The 18,086-nt window shown below is 64.2% G+C and carries 15 protein-coding genes and 1 pseudogene; 4 read left to right on the top strand and 12 right to left on the bottom strand.

All coding sequences use genetic code 11. The features are described 5' to 3' along the window. Window positions 1-217: 217 nt before the first annotated feature. Window positions 218-1,582: an OpgC domain-containing protein gene (gene opgC / locus JQ604_RS36060; protein ID WP_212365487.1), complete on the top strand. Its 1,365-nt coding sequence runs from the start codon at window positions 218-220 to the stop codon at window positions 1,580-1,582. An 86-nt stretch (window positions 1,583-1,668) separates the two neighbouring features. Further along, complete coding sequence (locus JQ604_RS41940) at window positions 1,669-1,791, top strand: hypothetical protein (protein ID WP_283818049.1); 123 nt, start codon at window positions 1,669-1,671, stop codon at window positions 1,789-1,791. A gap of 309 nt (window positions 1,792-2,100) precedes the next feature. Here the strand turns inward: JQ604_RS41940 and JQ604_RS36055 are convergent, their stop codons facing one another. The 10 genes and pseudogenes from JQ604_RS36055 to JQ604_RS36010 form a co-directional block, all read right to left on the bottom strand. After that, complete coding sequence (locus JQ604_RS36055; protein ID WP_212365486.1) at window positions 2,101-2,358, bottom strand: hypothetical protein; 258 nt, start codon at window positions 2,356-2,358, stop codon at window positions 2,101-2,103. A gap of 199 nt (window positions 2,359-2,557) precedes the next feature. Beyond that, entirely contained in the window at window positions 2,558-3,421 is an 864-nt protein-coding gene (locus JQ604_RS36050; RefSeq protein ID WP_212365485.1) for a c-type heme family protein, read from the bottom strand. After that, window positions 3,421-4,113, bottom strand: coding sequence for a cytochrome c3 family protein (locus JQ604_RS36045; protein WP_212365484.1), 693 nt, complete (start codon window positions 4,111-4,113; stop codon window positions 3,421-3,423). Before JQ604_RS36045 ends, JQ604_RS36050 begins: the two co-directional genes overlap by 1 nt. Window position 4,114: 1 nt before the next feature. Next, entirely contained in the window at window positions 4,115-5,560 is a 1,446-nt protein-coding gene (locus tag JQ604_RS36040) for an FAD-binding oxidoreductase (protein WP_212365483.1), read from the bottom strand. Between the two features lie 163 nt (window positions 5,561-5,723). Continuing rightward, window positions 5,724-6,026 (bottom strand): hypothetical protein, encoded by a 303-nt coding sequence (locus JQ604_RS41775; RefSeq protein ID WP_249159149.1) that lies wholly within the window; start codon window positions 6,024-6,026, stop codon window positions 5,724-5,726. Between the two features lie 228 nt (window positions 6,027-6,254). Continuing rightward, window positions 6,255-7,019: an amino acid ABC transporter ATP-binding protein gene (locus tag JQ604_RS36030; RefSeq protein ID WP_212365482.1), complete on the bottom strand. Its 765-nt coding sequence runs from the start codon at window positions 7,017-7,019 to the stop codon at window positions 6,255-6,257. 26 nt (window positions 7,020-7,045) lie between these two features. Then, entirely contained in the window at window positions 7,046-7,741 is a 696-nt protein-coding gene (locus JQ604_RS36025; protein ID WP_212365481.1) for an amino acid ABC transporter permease, read from the bottom strand. After that, complete coding sequence (locus tag JQ604_RS36020) at window positions 7,738-8,532, bottom strand: amino acid ABC transporter permease (protein WP_212365480.1); 795 nt, start codon at window positions 8,530-8,532, stop codon at window positions 7,738-7,740. The genes JQ604_RS36025 and JQ604_RS36020 overlap by 4 nt, the downstream gene beginning before the upstream one ends. A 47-nt stretch (window positions 8,533-8,579) precedes the next feature. Continuing rightward, a pseudogene (locus JQ604_RS36015) lies at window positions 8,580-9,472 on the bottom strand (amino acid ABC transporter substrate-binding protein). Window positions 9,473-9,502: 30 nt separating this feature from the next. Next, complete coding sequence (locus JQ604_RS36010) at window positions 9,503-10,663, bottom strand: aminotransferase class V-fold PLP-dependent enzyme (protein WP_212365479.1); 1,161 nt, start codon at window positions 10,661-10,663, stop codon at window positions 9,503-9,505. A 241-nt stretch (window positions 10,664-10,904) separates the two neighbouring features. Here JQ604_RS36010 and JQ604_RS36005 point away from each other — a divergent pair, with 241 nt between their 5' ends. Next, window positions 10,905-11,693: an IclR family transcriptional regulator gene (locus JQ604_RS36005; RefSeq protein ID WP_212365478.1), complete on the top strand. Its 789-nt coding sequence runs from the start codon at window positions 10,905-10,907 to the stop codon at window positions 11,691-11,693. Here JQ604_RS36005 and JQ604_RS36000 read toward each other — a convergent pair. Both JQ604_RS36000 and JQ604_RS35995 read right to left on the bottom strand, forming a co-directional pair. Continuing rightward, entirely contained in the window at window positions 11,690-12,562 is an 873-nt protein-coding gene (locus JQ604_RS36000) for a helix-turn-helix domain-containing protein (RefSeq protein WP_212365477.1), read from the bottom strand. The two genes, JQ604_RS36005 and JQ604_RS36000, sit on opposite strands and share 4 nt — an antisense overlap. A 104-nt stretch (window positions 12,563-12,666) precedes the next feature. Further along, window positions 12,667-13,563 carry a DMT family transporter gene (locus JQ604_RS35995; protein ID WP_212365476.1) on the bottom strand — a complete coding sequence of 299 codons (897 nt, stop codon included), beginning with the start codon at window positions 13,561-13,563 and terminating at the stop codon, window positions 12,667-12,669. Between the two features lie 705 nt (window positions 13,564-14,268). Between JQ604_RS35995 and JQ604_RS35990 the strand changes: the two genes are divergently transcribed. Then, on the top strand, window positions 14,269-18,042 hold the full coding sequence (locus JQ604_RS35990) for a vitamin B12-dependent ribonucleotide reductase (protein WP_212365475.1): 3,774 nt from the start codon (window positions 14,269-14,271) through the stop codon (window positions 18,040-18,042). Window positions 18,043-18,086 lie beyond the last annotated feature (44 nt).

Here is an 18,086-nt window from a genome sequence, read left to right as displayed (position 1 = left end):
AATTGCATTCCCATCATCGCAGGACACCGAAGCGCGAGGGACCTTGATCATAGGACCTAGGAACCTCCCTGCGCGGACCTCCGGCTGATTTACCCTGCTCACCGTTGAACGATAATCCTCAATGGACGGCCTCCCGCGCTCTCGCACGGGCGCGGCGATATGATCGGTGTCGCAATTTCGCGGCGGAAGCGTGCTCGGGCGCCGGGCGAGGCACCAGATGCTTGATCGAACTGCGACCTCGACGCCATTGGCAGGCGCCCTACCCGCATTGGAAGGCTATAGCCGCGATCTGCGCATCGATGCCTGTCGCGGCATCGCGCTCTGGTGCATTTTTCTCGACCATGTCCCCAACAACATCGGAAGCTGGCTGACTTTGCGCAACTACGGCTTCAGCGATGCCGCAGAAGTCTTCATGTTTCTCTCCGGTGTGACCTGCGCCCTGTCCTACGACAAGGCCCGGCAGCAGGGCGGCTGGACCGGCGCGGTCGGCCGGACGCTGTGGCGAAGCTGGGATATCTATGTCGCATTTCTGCTGCTCACCCTCGCCTGTGCCGTCATGGTCTACCTCGCAGGCGGCGACCAGCTTGCCGACGCGAGCAACACGCGCATTCTGCTGGAGCAGCCGGGCGAGACGCTCGCGCATGCGGCAATCCTGCAATATCGCCCCGTCAACACGGATATTTTGCCGCTTTTCGTGCTCTATCACCTTCTGTTCGCGCCGCTGCTCTGGCTGCTGCTGCGCGCGCCGAACGCAACGCTCGGCGCATCGCTGCTGCTTTACACACTGGCGCACGTCTTCGGCTGGACCGTCCCGGCGTGGCCGAGCGGCCACTGGTTCTTCAATCCGCTGGCCTGGCAGTTGCCGCTTGTGCTCGGCGCGTGGTGGATCATCGAGGGCAGGAAATTCCGGCCGTGGATAAGCTCGCCCATCGTGCTCGTGCCTGCCGTCCTCTATCTCGCGTTCAGCCTCGTCATCGCGCTGAGCTGGAACATCAAGCCGCTGGAAGCGCTGGTTCCGCAGACGCTGCTGACGCTGTTGTACCCAATGGACAAATCCAATCTCGCCCCATTGCGACTGCTGCATTTCCTGGCCCTTGCTGCGGTGGTCGCATGGCTGGTGCCGCGCGATTGGCGGGGCCTGACGACCACCGTCATGCGCGGCACCATCCTTTGTGGGCAGAACTCGCTACCCATTTACTGCCTCGGCGTGCTGCTGTCGTTCGCCGGCCAGCTGGCGCTCCTTGACATCTCCGACGGGCTGATGATGCAGGTCGCGCTCAGCATGACCGGCGTCCTGGTGATGATCGTGGCGGCGGTGCTGCTTGACATGATCAAGACCAAACCCAGGCAGCCGCCGCACACGAAGCCCGCCGGGGTGCCCATCGAGCAGCCGACCGGGCGCGAGCTGGTCATCAATCTCAGGACAGCCAAGGCGCTCGGCGTGTTCTCTCCCACGCGACCGGCAATCGCGCACACGTTCGCGTTACCCGCGAAGAATGTGACTCAGGATGTGAAATTGACCACAAAGGCTCTGGGCCCTGCCTCGTATCCTCCCGCGATCCCACGGGAGACAAGGCCATGATTTCCCAACCCAGGAGTCACAGGGGAGCGGCACTGATCGCGGCATATTTGGTGCTTGCCTGCATAGGGGCATTCGGATGGGTCAATATGTTCTCGCCCACCAGCGTCGCGCTCGGCGCGGATTGGCAATGCAGCCGGCTGCTGCTCGTCCTCACGACCTGCACCCCGCCGCCCGCCCCCGAGACCCTCGCCGCGGCTGACGCGCGCTAGCAATCAACGAGCCAAGGCGCGATGACGATTCAACCCGATCTCATTGCGCCTTGGTGCCTGTTGCCGTGACGGCGAGCCTTCATTTCAGGTAGCGGTCGAGAAGCTGGCGCAGGCGTTGATCTGCACTGTCAGCTGCTGCGCCATTGTATTCCAGCCGGTGACCAAACAGGTTCTTGCTCCGCTTGAGCGCGCCCGTTTCGCGGGCCTGAGTTCACGTCCCGGGTTCCGATACACGCAGCATTCACTGGAAACAATTTGTTACGCCGGTTCGGGAGCTGACGAACGTTGAATGACCAGGTCAGCGTCACATCAGCGCAGCCGCACAGCAGCTTTCAGACCGGATACCGTCATGTCGATCAGCTCCGCCGCCTCGTCCGCAACAGCCGTCTCGTCGCAATCCACCGCATCCACGCCATCCGCGACCGCCACCAGCGCGACGTCGCCGACGGATTCGTCCTCGCAATCATCCTCCTCCAGCAGCGCATCCGGCGGCGGTGGCTCGTCATCATCGAAGACCGTCGTCAGCGAGGTCTCCTTCACCATCGACGGCGTCACCACCACGACCATCACCTATTCCGACGGCACCACCCAGACCGAAACCTCGGGGAGCCCGACCAACAGCGCGAGCGGAAGCAGCTCCGGCAACGCGACGGCAAGCAGCAGTGCGAGCAGCAGCCACGGCGCACAGGCCTACAATGCGCAGGGCAAGGCGAGCTCCCTCGCGGGAAGCTCATCCTGAGCGTCGCGCTAAAGCGATCTCCTGTCGCTATCGTCCGGCGGATGTCGACGCCGTCCTCGCCTCAGCCAGGCTCAGCAATCGCTCGACCGTGTTGGCCGACGCGCGCCGCTCGAATTCGGCCAGAAACACGCGCTTGCTCGGGATGAAGTAACCCTCGGCAGGCCATTTGTCGCCGATCTCCGGCGGCCTCTCGAATGTCGCGACCTTGGTGAGATACGCGTCATAAGCCGAGCCGAAGCTCGTGCGCAGCGCGGCGACGATCTGCACCAGCTCTTCCAGCGTGACCCGCTCCTTCGGATAGGACCAGGTCGTCGCGCCCATGATGTCGTTGAGCTTCCAATCCGTCTTCGGACTGTTGGGGTGCTCGTTGTGGCAGGTCACGCAGCCGGGCGCGACGGCGCGATCGGGAAAGATCGCCGTGAAGCGCCCGATATCGGTCGCGTTGAAAAACTCGGGCTCGCCGGTGTTGCGAAGCTGCGCGAAGTGGTCGGCCTGGATGCCGGTGAACCGGTTCGACTGCGAGATCGGAAAGTCCGAGCCGAGGAAGAGTCCGAGCGGGATGCGCGTCTTCTGCAGCGCCGTTGAGGCTTCGCGCAGGAACAGCGCCGGCAGCGGCCCGGCCTCCATCGCCGGCTCGCGCCACTTCTCGTGAAATTTCAAACCGGCCTTGGTGCCCGCGCCGACAATGTCCGCCGTCCACAGTTTTCGCGCGACGTCGTTCTCGGCCGCGACGACGCGGAACACGGTCTCGACCGGCACGGTGCGACCGGCGGCCTGTTCGGCCTGCAGCGGCACGGGGCGCGTCGCGAACAGATAGATCGCGGCGAGCGCAAAGACGCCGAGCCCGAGCAGCCGCTTCGTGCCGAAATGTTGGAATATCGCTTGTGTCATCACCTTGCTCCCCATTGCGTGGGAAATTTGAGATCGTTGCCGTAGGGCGACGGCCCGCCGGCGAGGTAGTCCGTGATCGCTTTCGCCGCGTAGGCATCTTCGAGCTTCTGTTGCGTCTGGCGCTTGTGGTTGCCGTGATAGTCATGGCAGCCGAGGCAGGTCGTCCATTGCGCCTTCGCGATCAGTTCCCGATGCGAGACATCGAGCGGATCGTTCTTCAGCGCGAGATCCTGGTGGCAGGTCGCGCAGGACGTCGGCGCCATGGTCACGCGCACGCCCTTGTGCTCGCGATGGCAGGACGCGCAGGACTCGGCGCCGAGCTGGTCCCGGGCCTCCTTGAACCGCGGTTCGAGAAAGCGATGGGTGGGATGCGCATCCTGCCCGCGCGCGTGGCAATCCGTGCAGGCATCATTGCTGACGCGCTCGTGCCCGAAGGTCGGGTTCGTCTCCCGCAGGCCGAGCAGATAGTACGCCTTGGCCTGCAATTGCTGACGCAAGGTGCCCGGCGCCTCCTTGTGACAATCGGTGCAGGCGAGCTTGTCATGGCCGGTATTGGCCGGCCCCTTTGCTGCGAAGCGGCTGGATTGAGGAATGAGCACCAGCGCCAGCCCCGCCAGAACCAGCAGAATACCGAACACATAGCCGGCGCGCTTGATCGAACGCTCGCGGGTCGCGTGAGGAACGTTTTGCATGTCAGAACCACAGCGCCGTGAAGCCGTGCACGAGCGCCAAGCCCGAGCCGGCGCATGACAGCAGGATGTGGCAGCCGACGATGATCCGTCGCGGCCACTTCCACGTCTCGGATCGCGGGCGCAGGCTTAAGATCGCGCCCGACGCCAGGCTCAGAAGGAAGCTGGCGGACACAGCCATGCTGAGCGCATAGCCGAAATGAGTGCTGTGCAGCCAGATCGCGCCGAGCACAATCGGGCCGATTGCAATATGCAGGCCGTAGGCACGCGACGTGTCCTGGCGATCGCCGCGCGCGCGTGCGTAGCTCAACCGCCACTGCAGCAGCACAAGCAGTATCAGGACGAATCCGGTCACGGCGCTGTAGACGATCGACGTCTGCAGACGATGCAGCAGCGGCCACTGCGCCACGAAGACAGCCTGCGCCGTGAACGCCGCGATGGCCGCCAGCGTCAAGCCGCCGACGATGGCCCGCCGGCGCGGGGACGGCACCGGGGCCATCTCGCGATCGTCTTGCTGCGGCGTGCTGCCCGCAACGAAGGACTCGATGTGAATGCGATGCGCCAGGATTCCGCTCTCCTCCAGCAGCGCGCGGACGCCATGCTGGAAGTTCGCCGAACCGCAGATCAGCCAGTCGGCGTCGGCGAATTTGCCGGAGAGCGCGATCACGTCAGCGCGCGCGATGCGCCCCTCCTCGCCCGTCACGCGCAGGCGAAAGGTCGTGGACCCGCTGCTCGCGGCCAGTGTCGCAAGCTCGTCGTCGCAGATCGCGCGATCGAGCGATGAGACCGAATGCTCGATGTGAAGCCGCCGCTTGCTGCCGATGGCCGCAAAGGAACGCGCGATGCCGAGCGCCGGCGTCAGCCCGATGCCGCCGACGAGGCAGACCAGCGGTCGCCGTTCGTAGGAGACAAACGAGCAGGAGCCGCCCGGCGGCAGCAGGGAGATCTCGTCACCGACCTGGAGGTGGTCGAACAGCCAGTTCGACATGACGCCGCCCGGCTCGCGCTGAACCGTGATCTCGTAATGATCCCTGCGGGTCGACGCCGACGTCAGCGTATACGGCCGCTGCACGGCAACGCCGCGCACGAGGGCCTGCACGACAATACGTTGCCCGGCCTCGAAGCCCGTGCTCGCAGAGCTCTCCGGAATCTGAAAGCGGAACGAGCGCACATCTTCGTTGCACGCGATGATCTCGAGACATGTCGCCTTCGCCCAGAGCGTCTCCGCGGTCAGTTCGGCGAGCTTCGGCAGGCAGCCGCCGCAGGCGGTCCCGGCGCCGGTTTGCGCCGACAGGGCTTTCACGGTCGCAGCGCCGCATCGCACGGCCTCGATTAGGTCGTCGCGCGTGACGCTCATGCACTGGCAGACGAAATGATCGTCCGCCGGCGAAAGCGGCGGCGCTTCAACGGCCGGCAGCTCCTGGATCGGGGTCTTGAGATCCTCGTTCACGACACATTCACCTGTCTCTGGCTTTCCGAAGTCAGGTCTTTGTCGCAACGCATCATGCCGGCGTTTTGGTCTGCGCTTGCATATGTGACCTGCGCCACAGATCAGGCATCGGGATCGAACCCTGTCGATGAACAACGGACAACAGGTCGCGCGCGACCACGATCTATCCGGCTTCAGTCACAGCGCCTCCCGGCCGTGCCCTCGCGCACAAGCGGGATACCGCCGCGGCCAGCGGCAGATCAGCCTGCGCGCCGTCGCGTTCGCGCAAGCTCACCCGGCCGTCGCGCAGCTGCGGCGTCCGCACCTCTTCATAGCCGGCGCGGCGCATCTTGCCACGGACATAGTCCTCCAGCACCCGGTACACGGCGTAGCCGCGCGGATGCCAGAACACCATGCCCGGCGCGTCGTCCTGCAGGTGCCAGAGTTTGAACTGCACACCGAGATGTCTGTGATCGAGATCGTCCATGGCTGTGTTCCTTTGCGGGATTCAGCGCGGACGGTTAAGCATCAGGCACAGAAAAGGCCCCGTCCGTCGCCGGCGGGGCCTTTTCTGGGTGAAGGACGCTTCTCTCTAGCGCGCGCAACCAGCAGGCGATCCGCCGTAAGCGGTCGCGGTGGTGGTCGAAGCGAAGAAAAGCTTGCTCATGGCGCGTATATGGCGGCAAAGCGCCCGGGCGTCAACCGGCCAGCCTGGTTAATGGATGATCTGGTTCAGGAAGCTTCTGGCCCGTTCCGTCCGCGGAGCCTGGAAAAACGTTTCCGGAGCGGCCTCCTCCACGATACTGCCGCGATCCATGAAGACGACCCGATCGGCGACCTCGCGTGCAAAGCCCATTTCGTGGGTGACGCAAACCATCGTCATCCCGTCCCTCGCCAGCCCGACCATGGTCTCGAGCACCTCCTTGACCATCTCAGGGTCGAGCGCGGAGGTCGGCTCGTCGAACAGCATGATCTTCGGCTGCATGCACAGCGCTCGCGCAATCGCGACACGCTGCTGCTGACCGCCCGACAGTTGTGCCGGGTACTTGTCCGCCTGGTCCTGAATCCGGACCTTTCGCAGCAGACTGAGCGCACGATCGCGCGCCTCGGAGCGCGAGATTCCGCGAACCTTCATCGGGGCCAGCATGCAATTTTCGGCGACGGTCAAATGCGGAAACAGATTGAAGCTCTGAAACACCATCCCGACTTCACAGCGGACGCTGTTGATGTCGGCGATGCGGCCGGTCAATTCGACGCCATCGACAACGATCCTGCCGCCGTCGTGTCTCTCGATGTGATTGATGCAGCGGATCAGCGTCGACTTCCCCGAGCCGGACGGGCCGCACAGGACGATCTTCTCACCCTTCCCGACCTCGAGATTGATGTCATTCAACGCGGCAAAGGCACCGTACCGCTTTACGACGTTCTCGACGACGATGGCGGCAGGCTGTCCGGAATTGCTGATCGTCTGATGAGGCATGCCCGTCTCCCAAAAGCGGTTCGAGATCACCGGTGCGCGGCCGCGACCGCATATCGCTTGCGCAGGATTGCGACGCATTGTGAGGCGGCAGAGCTGAGCGCCAGATAGACCACCGCGACGAACAGATACATCTCGACCAGCCGGCCATTGAGCTGTGCGAGCTTCGACGCAGCCCCCAGCAAGTCCGTCAGCGACAGCACGTAGACGAGCGAGGTGTCCTGGAACAGGATGATGGTCTGGCTCAGGATGATCGGGCTCGCCACGCGAAACACCTGCGGCAGGACGATATGGCGGTAGGTATCATAGGTGGAGAGCGCGAGCGCCTGGCTGGCCTCGAACTGGCCCTTGTTCACGGCGCGGAGCCCAACGCGGATGATCTCGGAATAGTACGCGGCCTCGAACAATTCGAAGGTGATGAAGGCTGTGGCGGTGGCGCCGATCGGGACCGGCCGGCCGCTGCCGCTCAGATGGCCAAGGACGATCGGCACCAGGAAGAAGAACCAGAACAGCACCAGGATCAGCGGGATCGAGCGGATCAGCGCCACATAGCCGCGCACGATCTGCGCGAGCCCGCGGATCTCGAAATGCTGCACCAAGGCGAGACACGTCCCGAGCACCATGCCGATGGCGAAGGCCGCCGCCGTCAGCGACAGCGAGAACAGCAGCCCCGACCACAGATAGGGCCAGGCTTGTGCAACGATCGAGAAATCGAGCGAGTTCATTTCACGACCTCCATTGCGCCGGGCAAATTCTCGACGTGCGGCCCATCTGCCGCCAGATCCTGCTCGACGGTCAGTTTGGCCGGCGTGGTTCCGGGAATGCGGACGGCCCGGTCGATCAGCGTCATCGCCTGATACGCCACCAGCGCCAGACAGAGATAGATGATCGTCGCGGCGCCGAATGCGGTGAACGTCTGGAACGTCGCTTCGCTGATCTGGCGCGCCTGCGCCGTCAGCTCCATCAGGCCGATGGTGAGTGCGACGGACGTGTTCTTGTAGATGCCCATGACCTCGCTGGTCAGGCTCGGCACGATCAGGCGCAGCGCCTGCGGGACGATCACGTAGCGATAGGTCGCGTAGCTCCCGAGCCCGAGCGCGCTCGCGGCCTCGATCTGTCCCTTCGGCAAGGCTTCGATACCCGCCCTCACCTGCTCCGCGATCCGGGACGCGGTGTAGAGGCCGAGACACAGCAGCGCCGGGACAAACGAGGCCCAGGGCGGCGGCATCTGCTTGATCGCATTGCCGAGCGCGTTCGGTACCACCTCCGGGAGGACGAAGTACCAGAGGAACATCTGCACCAGCACGGGGATGTTCCGGAAGATCTCGACATAGAGCCGGGCCGCAATCGAGAAGACGCGATTGTGCACCGTGCGCCCGATGCCGACCACGACGCCGATGCCGAAGGCGATCCACCAGCCGAAGAACGCCAAGGCCAGCGTCCAGCCGAGGCCTGACAGCAGCCAGTCGATGTAGCGCTGGCCGTCTGCCGCCTGCTCAAACAGCACTCCGAACATCGCGAGCCCTCAGGGTTGCAGGTGCGAACGAGGACGAGCTCAGCCAATCAGTCGACGGCATCGCTGGGATGCGCGATCCGATCCTTCAGCGTGTCCGACAGCGGGAACGCCAGGTTCTCGCCCTTCGGCGGAATCGGACTGTTGAACCACTTCGCATAGGTCTTTTCGAATTGCCCTGACGCCATCTGCTTCGAAAGCACGTCGTCGACGAGAGCCTTGAAGCCGGTGTCACCCTTCGTGAACATCAGCCCATAGAAGATCTTCGAATAGCCTTCAGGCAGGAACGTCAGCGCCTTCGGGTTCGGCGCCGCCGCCTTGAGTCCGCCAGCAGAATATCATCTTCCATGAAGGCCGACGCGCGCCCGGTGTTGAGCATCAGGAACGACTCGGCGTGATCCTTGGCCTGCACGATATTCATGCCGAGCTGCTCCTTGGCGTTGACGGCCTGTGCGAAACCGACGGCGTTGGAGCCCTGGGTCACCACGACGGTCTTGCCCTTGAGATCGGAGGCCGACTTCAAGCTATCCGCCTTCACCAGCCAGCGCGGCTGGCTGACGAACGTCGCCACCGAAAACGAAACCTGCTCCTGCCGCTTCTTGTCGTTGGCGGTGCCGCCGCATTCGATGTCGACCGTCCCGCTCTGGATCAGCGGAATCCGGTTCGACGAGTTCACCGGCGTGTAGTTGACCTTCAGGTTCGGCAGCTCGAGGTCCGCCTTGATGCGATCGACGATGGCGGCGCAGAGATCGAGCGAGAAACCGACCGGCTTCTGATCAGGTCCGAGATAGGAGAACGGAATCGAAGCCTCGCGGTGGCCGATCGTGATCGTGCCGCTGGATTTGATCTTGCTCAGCGTGGGGCTGTCGGCGGCCGCGGACGGACCTGCGCCGATCGCCATGAGCCCCGGGAGCATTCCAAGTACCAGAACAAGCTTCTTCATGGTGCTGACCTTCCCATCCTTATGCTGACTTCAAGCTGCGACCGAAGGGCGTCCCTGCCCTCGCTTGCTGATGACATCGATCAGACGATCGATATCGTCAGCGGTATTGAACATGCCGAGCGACACCCGGATGCCGTCCCGTTCCGGCGACACGCGCACGCCGTTGTCCTCGAAATGGCCGAGCCAGTCCGACGCGGGCAGACCGATGACGTAGATATGGGGCGCGCGATGCTTCCGGTCCCGCGGACCGACGAGGCTGACGCCCAGTTCGTCGAGGCGTGCGATCAGGTGATCGCCGAGATCGAAGCAATGGCTCTGGATGTTCTCAACCCCGATCTGCTCGATCATGTCGAGCGCCGCGCCGAGCGCATGGACTGCCGGCAAATTGAAATTGCCGAGCTCAAATCGCCCAGCCGTCGGCGACGGCGCCATCCGGTCGGGGCGCGCGATGAGATCGCCGGGAATGTCCGCAAGGCTCGCCGCCGCCAGATAGGCCGGCTCGAGCTCGTTAAGGGACTTGTCCCAATAGAGCAGCCCGAGCCCTTGCGGCACCAGCAGGCCCTTGTGGCTTCCGGAGCCGACGAAGCTCGCACCGACAGCCCTGGCGTCGATCGGCACCACGCCGATCGCCTGCATCACGTCGACGACGAAATAGAGCTTTGTCTCGGCGCACAATGCACCGACGCTTGCGATGTCGAAGCGGTGACCGGCGTGGAAGGTCACGTGCGACATCGAGATCGCCCGCGTTCTCTCGTCGATGAGCGGACGAAAGCTTTCGGCATTGACCACCTCAGTCATCGGGATGAAGCGCACCTCGACGCCGCGCCTCTGCAGGTTCAGGAAGGCGTAGGCGTTGTTGGGATGATCGCCGTGGATCATCAGGACGTTGTCGCCGTCCCGCAGCGGCAGCGCGTTGGCCGCAATGTTCATGCTCTCCGAGGTGTTTTTGGTGAAGGCGATCTCGTCCGCGGTCACGCCGAGGAAACGCGCGACCTTCGCGCGCGTCTGCTCGACGCGATCGAGCCAGACGCTCTTCGGCCCGGCGGTCTCGAAACCTTCGCGGAGGAACTGCTCGATCGCAGCCTTCACCGGGCGCGCGAGCGGCGTCTGAAACCCCGCGTCGAGATAAACCATCCGTTCGACGGCCGGGAATTCCTTCCTCACCGCGTCCACGTCGTAGTGACGAGACATGCACCTCTCCTGTTGAGCGCACCGTCAGGCCCGGGCGCTCGGCCAAGCCGCGGAGCGAGAATTTTCGGGACGGTGAGGCCTGCGCTTGCACGCTTTTTGGTCGCTCACCGACGATGCCAAGAATATGAGCTCGCGCGATTTCGGCCAGCATAATTTTCATATTCTGGTAGTTTTTATTCCGAAAATTGATATGAATTGGCCTTAGCTTTGATTTCTCTGCCATTTCAGGAAGTCGGGACAGATGAAGAACGCGGGAAAAGACGGCCCCCTGGATCGCGCATTCGCGATCGTTCGCCATGTTGCCGACCAGCGCAAAGCCGTCTCGGTGGCAGAAATTGCAAAAGCGCTTTCGCTGCCGCTGCCGACGGCGCACAGGCTGATCGGCAATCTCGACGAGCGCGGGCTGCTGCAGAAAGCGCTCGGCACCAAGCGATACGTCGTCGGCAATCAGCTCGTCACGCTCTCCGCCTCGGTGATCGGGGCGGCGTTTCGCACGGCGCGGCGGCACGCGGTGCTTCGCGCGGTCGCCGGCGAAATCGGCGAGCAATGCGAGATCGGCGTCGTCCGCGACAATGTCGTTGCCTACGTCGACAGCGTCCGCGTCTCCGAGCCGCAAGGCTTGCAATTCAATCCAGGCGAGGCCGCGCCGCTGCACTGTACGTCCACCGGCAAGATCTACATGAGCCGATTGCCCGAGCGCGCCCGCGCCAAGCTTTGCCGCGCATTGCCGCTGACGAAATTCACCGACAACACGATCGCGGACGTCCACGCCCTGATGAAGGTGCTGGACGACACAAGGCAACGCGGCTGGGCCAAAACCAACGAAGAATATGTGAAGGGCGTCGTCGGTTGCGCCGTGCCCATCCTCTCGCCGGATCGCGAGCTGATCGCCTGCCTCGGCGTCTCAGTCCCGGTCGCACGCGTGAGTTTTGCCGAGCTGGACCGGTTCATCGCTCCGCTGCAGAAGGCGGCTGCGCTGCTGTCGGAGACTATTCTTCAGATCGAGGTTGAGGATGAGGTCGAGGCTTAGTTAGCCAGCCGCCTGAACTTGCCCGGCGGCTGCCCGACGACGCGGCGGAACATCCGCGTCAGATGCTCCTGATGCGCAAAGCCGCAGCGGAGGGCGATCTCGGCAAGGCCGAGCGGCTCGCTCTCCAGCAGCTGCTTGGCGCGCTCGACGCGGACGGCGATCACATACTGATATGGCGAGGTGCCGACGGAGGCCTTGAAGGCGCGCAAAAACGTCTTGGTGCCGAGGCCGCTGGCACGCGCCATCGCGTCGAGGCGGATGTCAGTCTCGATATTGGCCTCGACGAAATCGCGCACGCGACGCAGTTGCGGCTGCGACAGGCGATGGTTGCGCTCGGCGCCGCGCGCGCCCTGCCCGTCCATCACCAGGAAGCGGCGCGCCATGGCCTGCGCGATGGGATCGACGAACAGCGAGGATTCCGGCTCCTCGTCATGCAGCGCCTGCTCCAGCGCGCCGGCGAGATGCTGCAGGATCGGATCCTGGTCGCCGAACATCGGCGGCAAATCGCGGCGGCAGGCTTCCTCGGCAAACAGCTCCGAGCGCAGATAGACATGGATGGTGTCGAGCGGTGCATGCAGCGAGACGTCGCATTCATGGCCTGAGGGTAAGAAGAAGATCCCGCCGCGCGGGATGTGCCGCGCCACCGTGCGGCCGTCCATCCTGAACGTGACGTCGACGGGGCCGGAGCGATGCATCACCATCAGATAATCGGAGATGGTGCCGAAGCGGCCCATGAACGGGCGCTCCCGCTGCAGCGAGGCGTAGGCCGACGACCAGCCGAGGCCGTGGCTGGAGGCGGAGATCTCCGCATGAAACTGCTGGAGGACGCCGTGCGTCTGCTCGCGGCTGAAGACGTGCTTGGATGCCATGGCGCATGCCTCTTCGGGTCGGCGGACCCCAAAGGCATAGCACGACACGGGCGGCGCGCGCGCTGATTTGCGAAAGCCGGCATGGTGCGGCGCGGCACGATGCGTCAGGATCTGGTCGCCAGCACCACGCCTGCCAGCGTGAAGACCAGCGCGATGATCTGCGTCGTGCCGAGCGGCTCGTGCAGCGCGATCGCCGATGCCACGACGCCGATCACCGGCACCGCCATGGTGCCGATCGCCGCGACCGACGCCGGCAGGCGCGCGAGCGCGGCAAACCAGGAGACATAGGCGATGCAGAACTGGATCACGGTGGAATAGACCAGGAGCCACCAGCCGATCGTAGTGACGCGGTCGAGATGCGTGGTCTCGATCGCGAGCCCAACGATGGCGACCGGCAGGCAGCCGAGGCCGATCTGCCAGGCCGCGGCCGGGATCGGCGGCAGCGCGACCGGGTATTTCTTGGCGAGCACGGTGCCGAGCGCAAAGCCGAACGAACCGCACAACGCCATGATGATCCCTGGCAGCTTGGCTTCGCTGGCGGAGATGCCGTTGCCGCCCATGATCGCGGCCAGCCCCGCAAAGGCCATCACCAGCGCGAGCGAGCGCAGCAGCGTCGGCCGCTCGCCGAGCACGGGCCAGGCCAGCAGCGAAGCCCAGACCGGCATGGTGTAGGCGATCAGCGCGGCCTCGCTCGCCGGCAGCCAGAGCAGCGCCAGGCCCATCAGCACCATCCAGCCGCTGACATTGAGCGCGGCATAGAGCACCAGCCGCGGCCACAGCCGCGCTTCCACATGCAGGCTCTGCGAGCGGATCAGCGCCAGCACCGCGAGCAGCGCGGCACCGATCACGCCGGTGGTGCCGCGCAAGGTCAGCGGCGGCAGCTCGCCGAGCAGGAATTTCGTCACCGGCCAGTTGAAGCCCCAGCCGACCGAGGTGATAGCGAGGAACATCAGGCCGGCCGGCGCCAGGCGCGCCCGCGCGTGCGGCTTCGAATCTGTCATGAGACCCGGCAATGGGCGTTAAGGAATCAGGCGGTCACCTTGCCCGCGATTCCGCCCCTCCACCATCACGCGCCTGACATGCCTGATCCCTAACATTCCCCGTAGGCCTACGTGAGTCCTGCAAAAGCAATCCGTAGCCGCGAAAATATCGTCCGGCTGTGAACAGCGGGGCTGGGCGCCCATCCACAGGTCGGATGAAATTTTTTGTGCTTGGGAATCCCTGAGGACTCACTGATACTTGGGTCGATCACAGGCGCGGCACCGACCCCTGTTATCCCCTCCTTTCCACCATATTTAGTGTTTGATTCAGGAACTCGTACTAGTCCTTGACGTGCGCAACGGACTTGGCCTAGCTTTCATCCTGTTCGGCGCGAGTGTGTTTTGGGTCCCCGCCGGTCGCTCCCAAAAGGGTCCGAAACAGCCACTCCGCCAGGCCTAGATGGCCGCGGGTGACGGGCTTGTCTGCCCTGTTTCCAGGACTTTCCGGGGCGCCAAAAACGGGCCGAAGAGGCCAACAAACGAGAGGCCGGGAACCGGTCCGAAGTGATGCGTTCGCGTAGACGAATGGGGCGTTGAGAGAGAACAGGCCGGAACCACCGGCTGAGCTGCGGATGACGGGACGGCGTGTGCCAGCATCCGCGTGAGGAATAACATCCGGCAACCACTGACAATGTGGACCGGGCAGGAAGAAGACGGGGCCAGAATATGAGAATCGATCGGCGCAATACCACGAGCGGACAGTCACCCTATGCCGGGATCAATTTCCGTTTGACGACATCGGAGATCCGCAATCCCGATGGCTCCGTCGTGTTCCGTGCGGAGAATGTCGAGGTCCCCGAATTCTGGTCGCAGGTCGCGAGCGACGTGCTGGCGCAGAAGTATTTCCGGAAAGCGGGCGTCGCCGCGAAGCTGAAGAAGGTCGAGGAAGAGACCGTGCCGTCCTGGCTGTGGCGCTCGGTGCCCGACACGGATGCTCTTGCGACGCTGCCTGAGAACGAGCGCATCGTCGGCGAGACGTCGGCGAAGCAGGTGTTCGACCGCCTCGCCGGCTGCTGGACCTATTGGGGCTGGAAGGGCGGCTACTTCTCATCTGAAGAAGACGCCCTCGCCTTCTTCGACGAGATCCGCTTCCAGCTGGCAAAGCAGATGGTCGCGCCGAACTCGCCGCAGTGGTTCAACACCGGTTTGCACTGGGCCTACGGCGTCGATGGCCCCGGCCAGGGCCACTATTACGTCGACTGGAAGACCGGCAAGCTGACGAAATCCAAGTCGGCCTATGAGCATCCGCAGCCGCATGCCTGCTTCATCCAGGGCGTCGGTGACGACCTCGTCAACGAGGGCGGCATCATGGACCTCTGGGTGCGCGAGGCGCGCCTGTTCAAGTATGGCTCCGGCACCGGCTCCAACTTCTCCAGCCTGCGCGGCGAAGGCGAGAAGCTCAGCGGCGGCGGCCGCTCGTCCGGCCTGATGAGCTTCCTCAAGATCGGCGACCGTGCGGCGGGCGCGATCAAGTCGGGCGGCACCACGCGCCGCGCGGCCAAGATGGTCGTGGTCGATGCCGACCATCCGGATATCGAGACCTATATCGACTGGAAGGTGAAGGAGGAGCAGAAGGTCGCAGCCCTCGTCACCGGCTCCAAGATCAACCAGAAGCACCTGAAGGCCGTGATGAAGGCCTGCGTGAACTGTGAAGGTTCAGGCGATGATTGCTTCGATCCCGAGAAGAACCCTGCCCTGCGCCGCGAGATCAAGCTCGCGCGCCGCAACCTCGTGCCTGACAACTACATCAAGCGCGTGATCCAGTTTGCCAAGCAGGGCTACAAGGACATCACCTTCGACATCTACGACACCGACTGGGATTCGGAGGCTTATCTGACCGTCTCCGGCCAGAACTCCAACAACTCGGTATCGCTGAAGGACGACTTCCTCCGCGCGGTCGAGACCGACGGCGACTGGAATCTGAACGCCCGCACCTCGAAGAAGGTGACGAAGACGCTGAAGGCGCGCGACCTCTGGGAAAAAATTGGTTACGCCGCCTGGGCCTCGGCCGATCCCGGCCTGCACTTCAACACCACGATGAACGACTGGCACACCTGCAAGGCGTCCGGCGACATCCGCGCGTCCAATCCGTGCTCGGAATACATGTTCCTGGACGACACGGCGTGCAACCTCGCCTCCGCGAACCTGCTGACGTTCTACTCGACGACGGCGAAGCGTTTCGACGTCGAGTCCTACGAGCATCTGTGTCGTCTGTGGACCATCGTGCTGGAAATCTCCGTCATGATGGCGCAGTTCCCGTCGAAGGCGATCGCCGAGCTCTCCTACGAGTTCCGCACGCTCGGCCTCGGCTTCGCGAACATCGGCGGCCTGCTGATGACCATGGGCCTGCCCTATGACTCGAAGGAAGGCCGCGCACTCTGCGGCGCACTCACCGCAGTCATGACCGGCGTCGCCTACAAGACCTCGGCCGAGATGGCGGCCGAGCTCGGCACCTTCCCCGGCTACAAGAAGAACGCCGCCCACATGCTGCGCGTGATCCGCAACCACCGCCGCGCCGCCCACGGCAACGCGGCCGGTTATGAATCGCTCAGCGTCAACCCGGTGCCGCTCGATCACGCCTCCTGCCCGCAAGCAGATCTCGTCACCCGCGCCAGGCACGCCTGGGATGACGCGCTCGCGCTCGGCGAGACCAACGGTTTCCGCAATGCGCAGACCACCGTCGTGGCGCCGACCGGCACCATCGGCCTCGTCATGGATTGCGACACCACCGGCATCGAGCCCGACTTCGCGCTGGTGAAGTTCAAGAAGCTCGCCGGCGGCGGCTACTTCAAGATCATCAACCAGGCGGTGCCGGAAGCGCTGCGCGCGCTCGGCTATCGCGAGAGCGAGATCGCGGAGATCGAGGCCTACGCCGTCGGCCACGGCTCGCTGTCGAATGCGCCCGGCATCAACGCCTCGACGCTGAAGACCAAGGGCTTCACCGATGAAGCCATTGCCAAGGTGGAAAAGGCGCTGCCGACTGCGTTCGACATCAAGTTCGCCTTCAACAAGTGGACCTTTGGCGAGGACTTCATCCGCGACCAGCTCGGCATCGGCGCCGAAGCGATCGCAGCCCCCGGCTTCGACCTGCTGCAGGCCGTGGGCTTCACCAAGCGCGAGATCGAAGCCGCCAACGTGCACATCTGCGGCGCGATGACGGTGGAAGGCGCGCCGCATCTGAAGGCCGAGCACTATCCGGTGTTCGACTGCGCCAACCCCTGCGGCAAGATCGGCAAGCGTTACCTGTCGGTCGAGAGCCACATCCGCATGATGGCGGCCTCGCAGCCGTTCATCTCGGGCGCGATCTCCAAGACCATCAACATGCCGAACGACGCCACGGTGGAGGACTGCAAGTCCGCCTACCTCTTGTCGTGGAAGCTCGCGCTGAAGGCCAACGCGCTCTATCGCGATGGTTCGAAGCTGTCGCAGCCGCTCAACTCGCAGCTCATCAGCGATGACGAGGACGAGGACGATGCGGTCGAGGCGCTCTACGAGAAGCCGATGGCCGCGCGTGCAGCGCAGGTCTCCGAGAAGATCGTCGAGAAGCTGGTCGAGCGCATCGTCGTGATGCGCGAGCGCGAGAAGATGCCCGATCGCCGCAAGGGTTACACCCAGAAGGCGGTCGTCGGCGGCCACAAGGTCTATCTGCGGACCGGCGAATATGACGACGGCCGTCTCGGCGAGATCTTCATCGACATGCACAAGGAAGGCGCCGCACTCCGCTCCTTCATCAACAATTTTGCGATCGCGGTCTCCCTCGGTCTGCAATACGGCGTGCCGCTGGAGGAGTATGTCGACGCCTTCACCTTCACCCGCTTCGAGCCGGCGGGCCCCGTGCAGGGCAACGACAGCATCAAGTACGCGACCTCGATCCTCGACTATGTCTTCCGCGAGCTCGCGGTCAGCTACATGAGCCGCTTCGATCTCGCGCACGTCGATCCGAACGAGTCGGGCTTCGACGCGCTCGGCAAGGGCGTCGAGGAAGGCAAGGAGCCGGATGAGGCCCCGACCCACCAGGCGACCAAGTACCTGTCGAAGGGCCTCACCCGCTCCCGGACCGACAACCTCGTCGTGATGCGCGGCGGCTCGGCCGCGATCAGCGGCGGCAACGACTCGGCCCCCTCAGGCGGCTCCCGCGTCACCGCACTGTCGTCGCACGGCGCCACCGGTCGCGCCCTCTCCGACACCATCGACGGTGCGGTGGCCCTGAAGCAGGAAGCCAGCCACGACCTGTCTCCGACGGAGCGGCTCGAGGCCCTGCAATGGAGCAAGCCGGGTGCAGCCGCCGCCGTCGCCCCGAGCAAGGCCGAGCGCCGCGCCGAAGCGAAGGCCAAGGGCTACGAAGGCGAGATGTGCTCGGAGTGCGGCAACTTCACGCTGGTGCGGAATGGGACGTGCATGAAGTGCGATACTTGCGGAAGCACGACGGGGTGTTCGTGAGACGATAGGCAGAAATCGCCACACTAGTATTTGTTCGGTCAGAG

Source organism: Bradyrhizobium jicamae (genome assembly GCF_018130695.1).
Lineage (GTDB): Bacteria > Pseudomonadota > Alphaproteobacteria > Rhizobiales > Xanthobacteraceae > Bradyrhizobium > Bradyrhizobium jicamae_B.
Note: the sequence above shows the minus strand (reverse complement) of the source record. Positions and strands in the feature narration are given on the sequence as shown.

Bases quoted from the DNA above. Each gene is read 5' to 3' on its own strand.
- JQ604_RS36020 (WP_212365480.1), bottom strand. From the start codon at position 8,532: ATGTTCGGAGTGCTGTTTGAGCAGGCGGCAGACGGCCAGCGCTACATC.
- JQ604_RS41775 (WP_249159149.1), bottom strand. From the start codon at position 6,026: ATGGACGATCTCGATCACAGACATCTCGGTGTGCAGTTCAAACTCTGG.
- JQ604_RS35995 (WP_212365476.1), bottom strand. From the start codon at position 13,563: ATGACAGATTCGAAGCCGCACGCGCGGGCGCGCCTGGCGCCGGCCGGC.
- JQ604_RS36010 (WP_212365479.1), bottom strand. From the start codon at position 10,663: ATGTCTCGTCACTACGACGTGGACGCGGTGAGGAAGGAATTCCCGGCC.
- JQ604_RS36030 (WP_212365482.1), bottom strand. From the start codon at position 7,019: ATGCCTCATCAGACGATCAGCAATTCCGGACAGCCTGCCGCCATCGTC.
- JQ604_RS35990 (WP_212365475.1), top strand. From the start codon at position 14,269: ATGAGAATCGATCGGCGCAATACCACGAGCGGACAGTCACCCTATGCC.
- JQ604_RS41940 (WP_283818049.1), top strand. From the start codon at position 1,669: ATGTTCTCGCCCACCAGCGTCGCGCTCGGCGCGGATTGGCAATGCAGC.
- JQ604_RS36045 (WP_212365484.1), bottom strand. From the start codon at position 4,113: ATGCAAAACGTTCCTCACGCGACCCGCGAGCGTTCGATCAAGCGCGCC.
- JQ604_RS36055 (WP_212365486.1), bottom strand. From the start codon at position 2,358: ATGGTCGTGGTGGTGACGCCGTCGATGGTGAAGGAGACCTCGCTGACG.
- JQ604_RS36005 (WP_212365478.1), top strand. From the start codon at position 10,905: ATGAAGAACGCGGGAAAAGACGGCCCCCTGGATCGCGCATTCGCGATC.
- JQ604_RS36050 (WP_212365485.1), bottom strand. From the start codon at position 3,421: ATGACACAAGCGATATTCCAACATTTCGGCACGAAGCGGCTGCTCGGG.
- JQ604_RS36000 (WP_212365477.1), bottom strand. From the start codon at position 12,562: ATGGCATCCAAGCACGTCTTCAGCCGCGAGCAGACGCACGGCGTCCTC.
- JQ604_RS36025 (WP_212365481.1), bottom strand. From the start codon at position 7,741: ATGAACTCGCTCGATTTCTCGATCGTTGCACAAGCCTGGCCCTATCTG.
- opgC (WP_212365487.1), top strand. From the start codon at position 218: ATGCTTGATCGAACTGCGACCTCGACGCCATTGGCAGGCGCCCTACCC.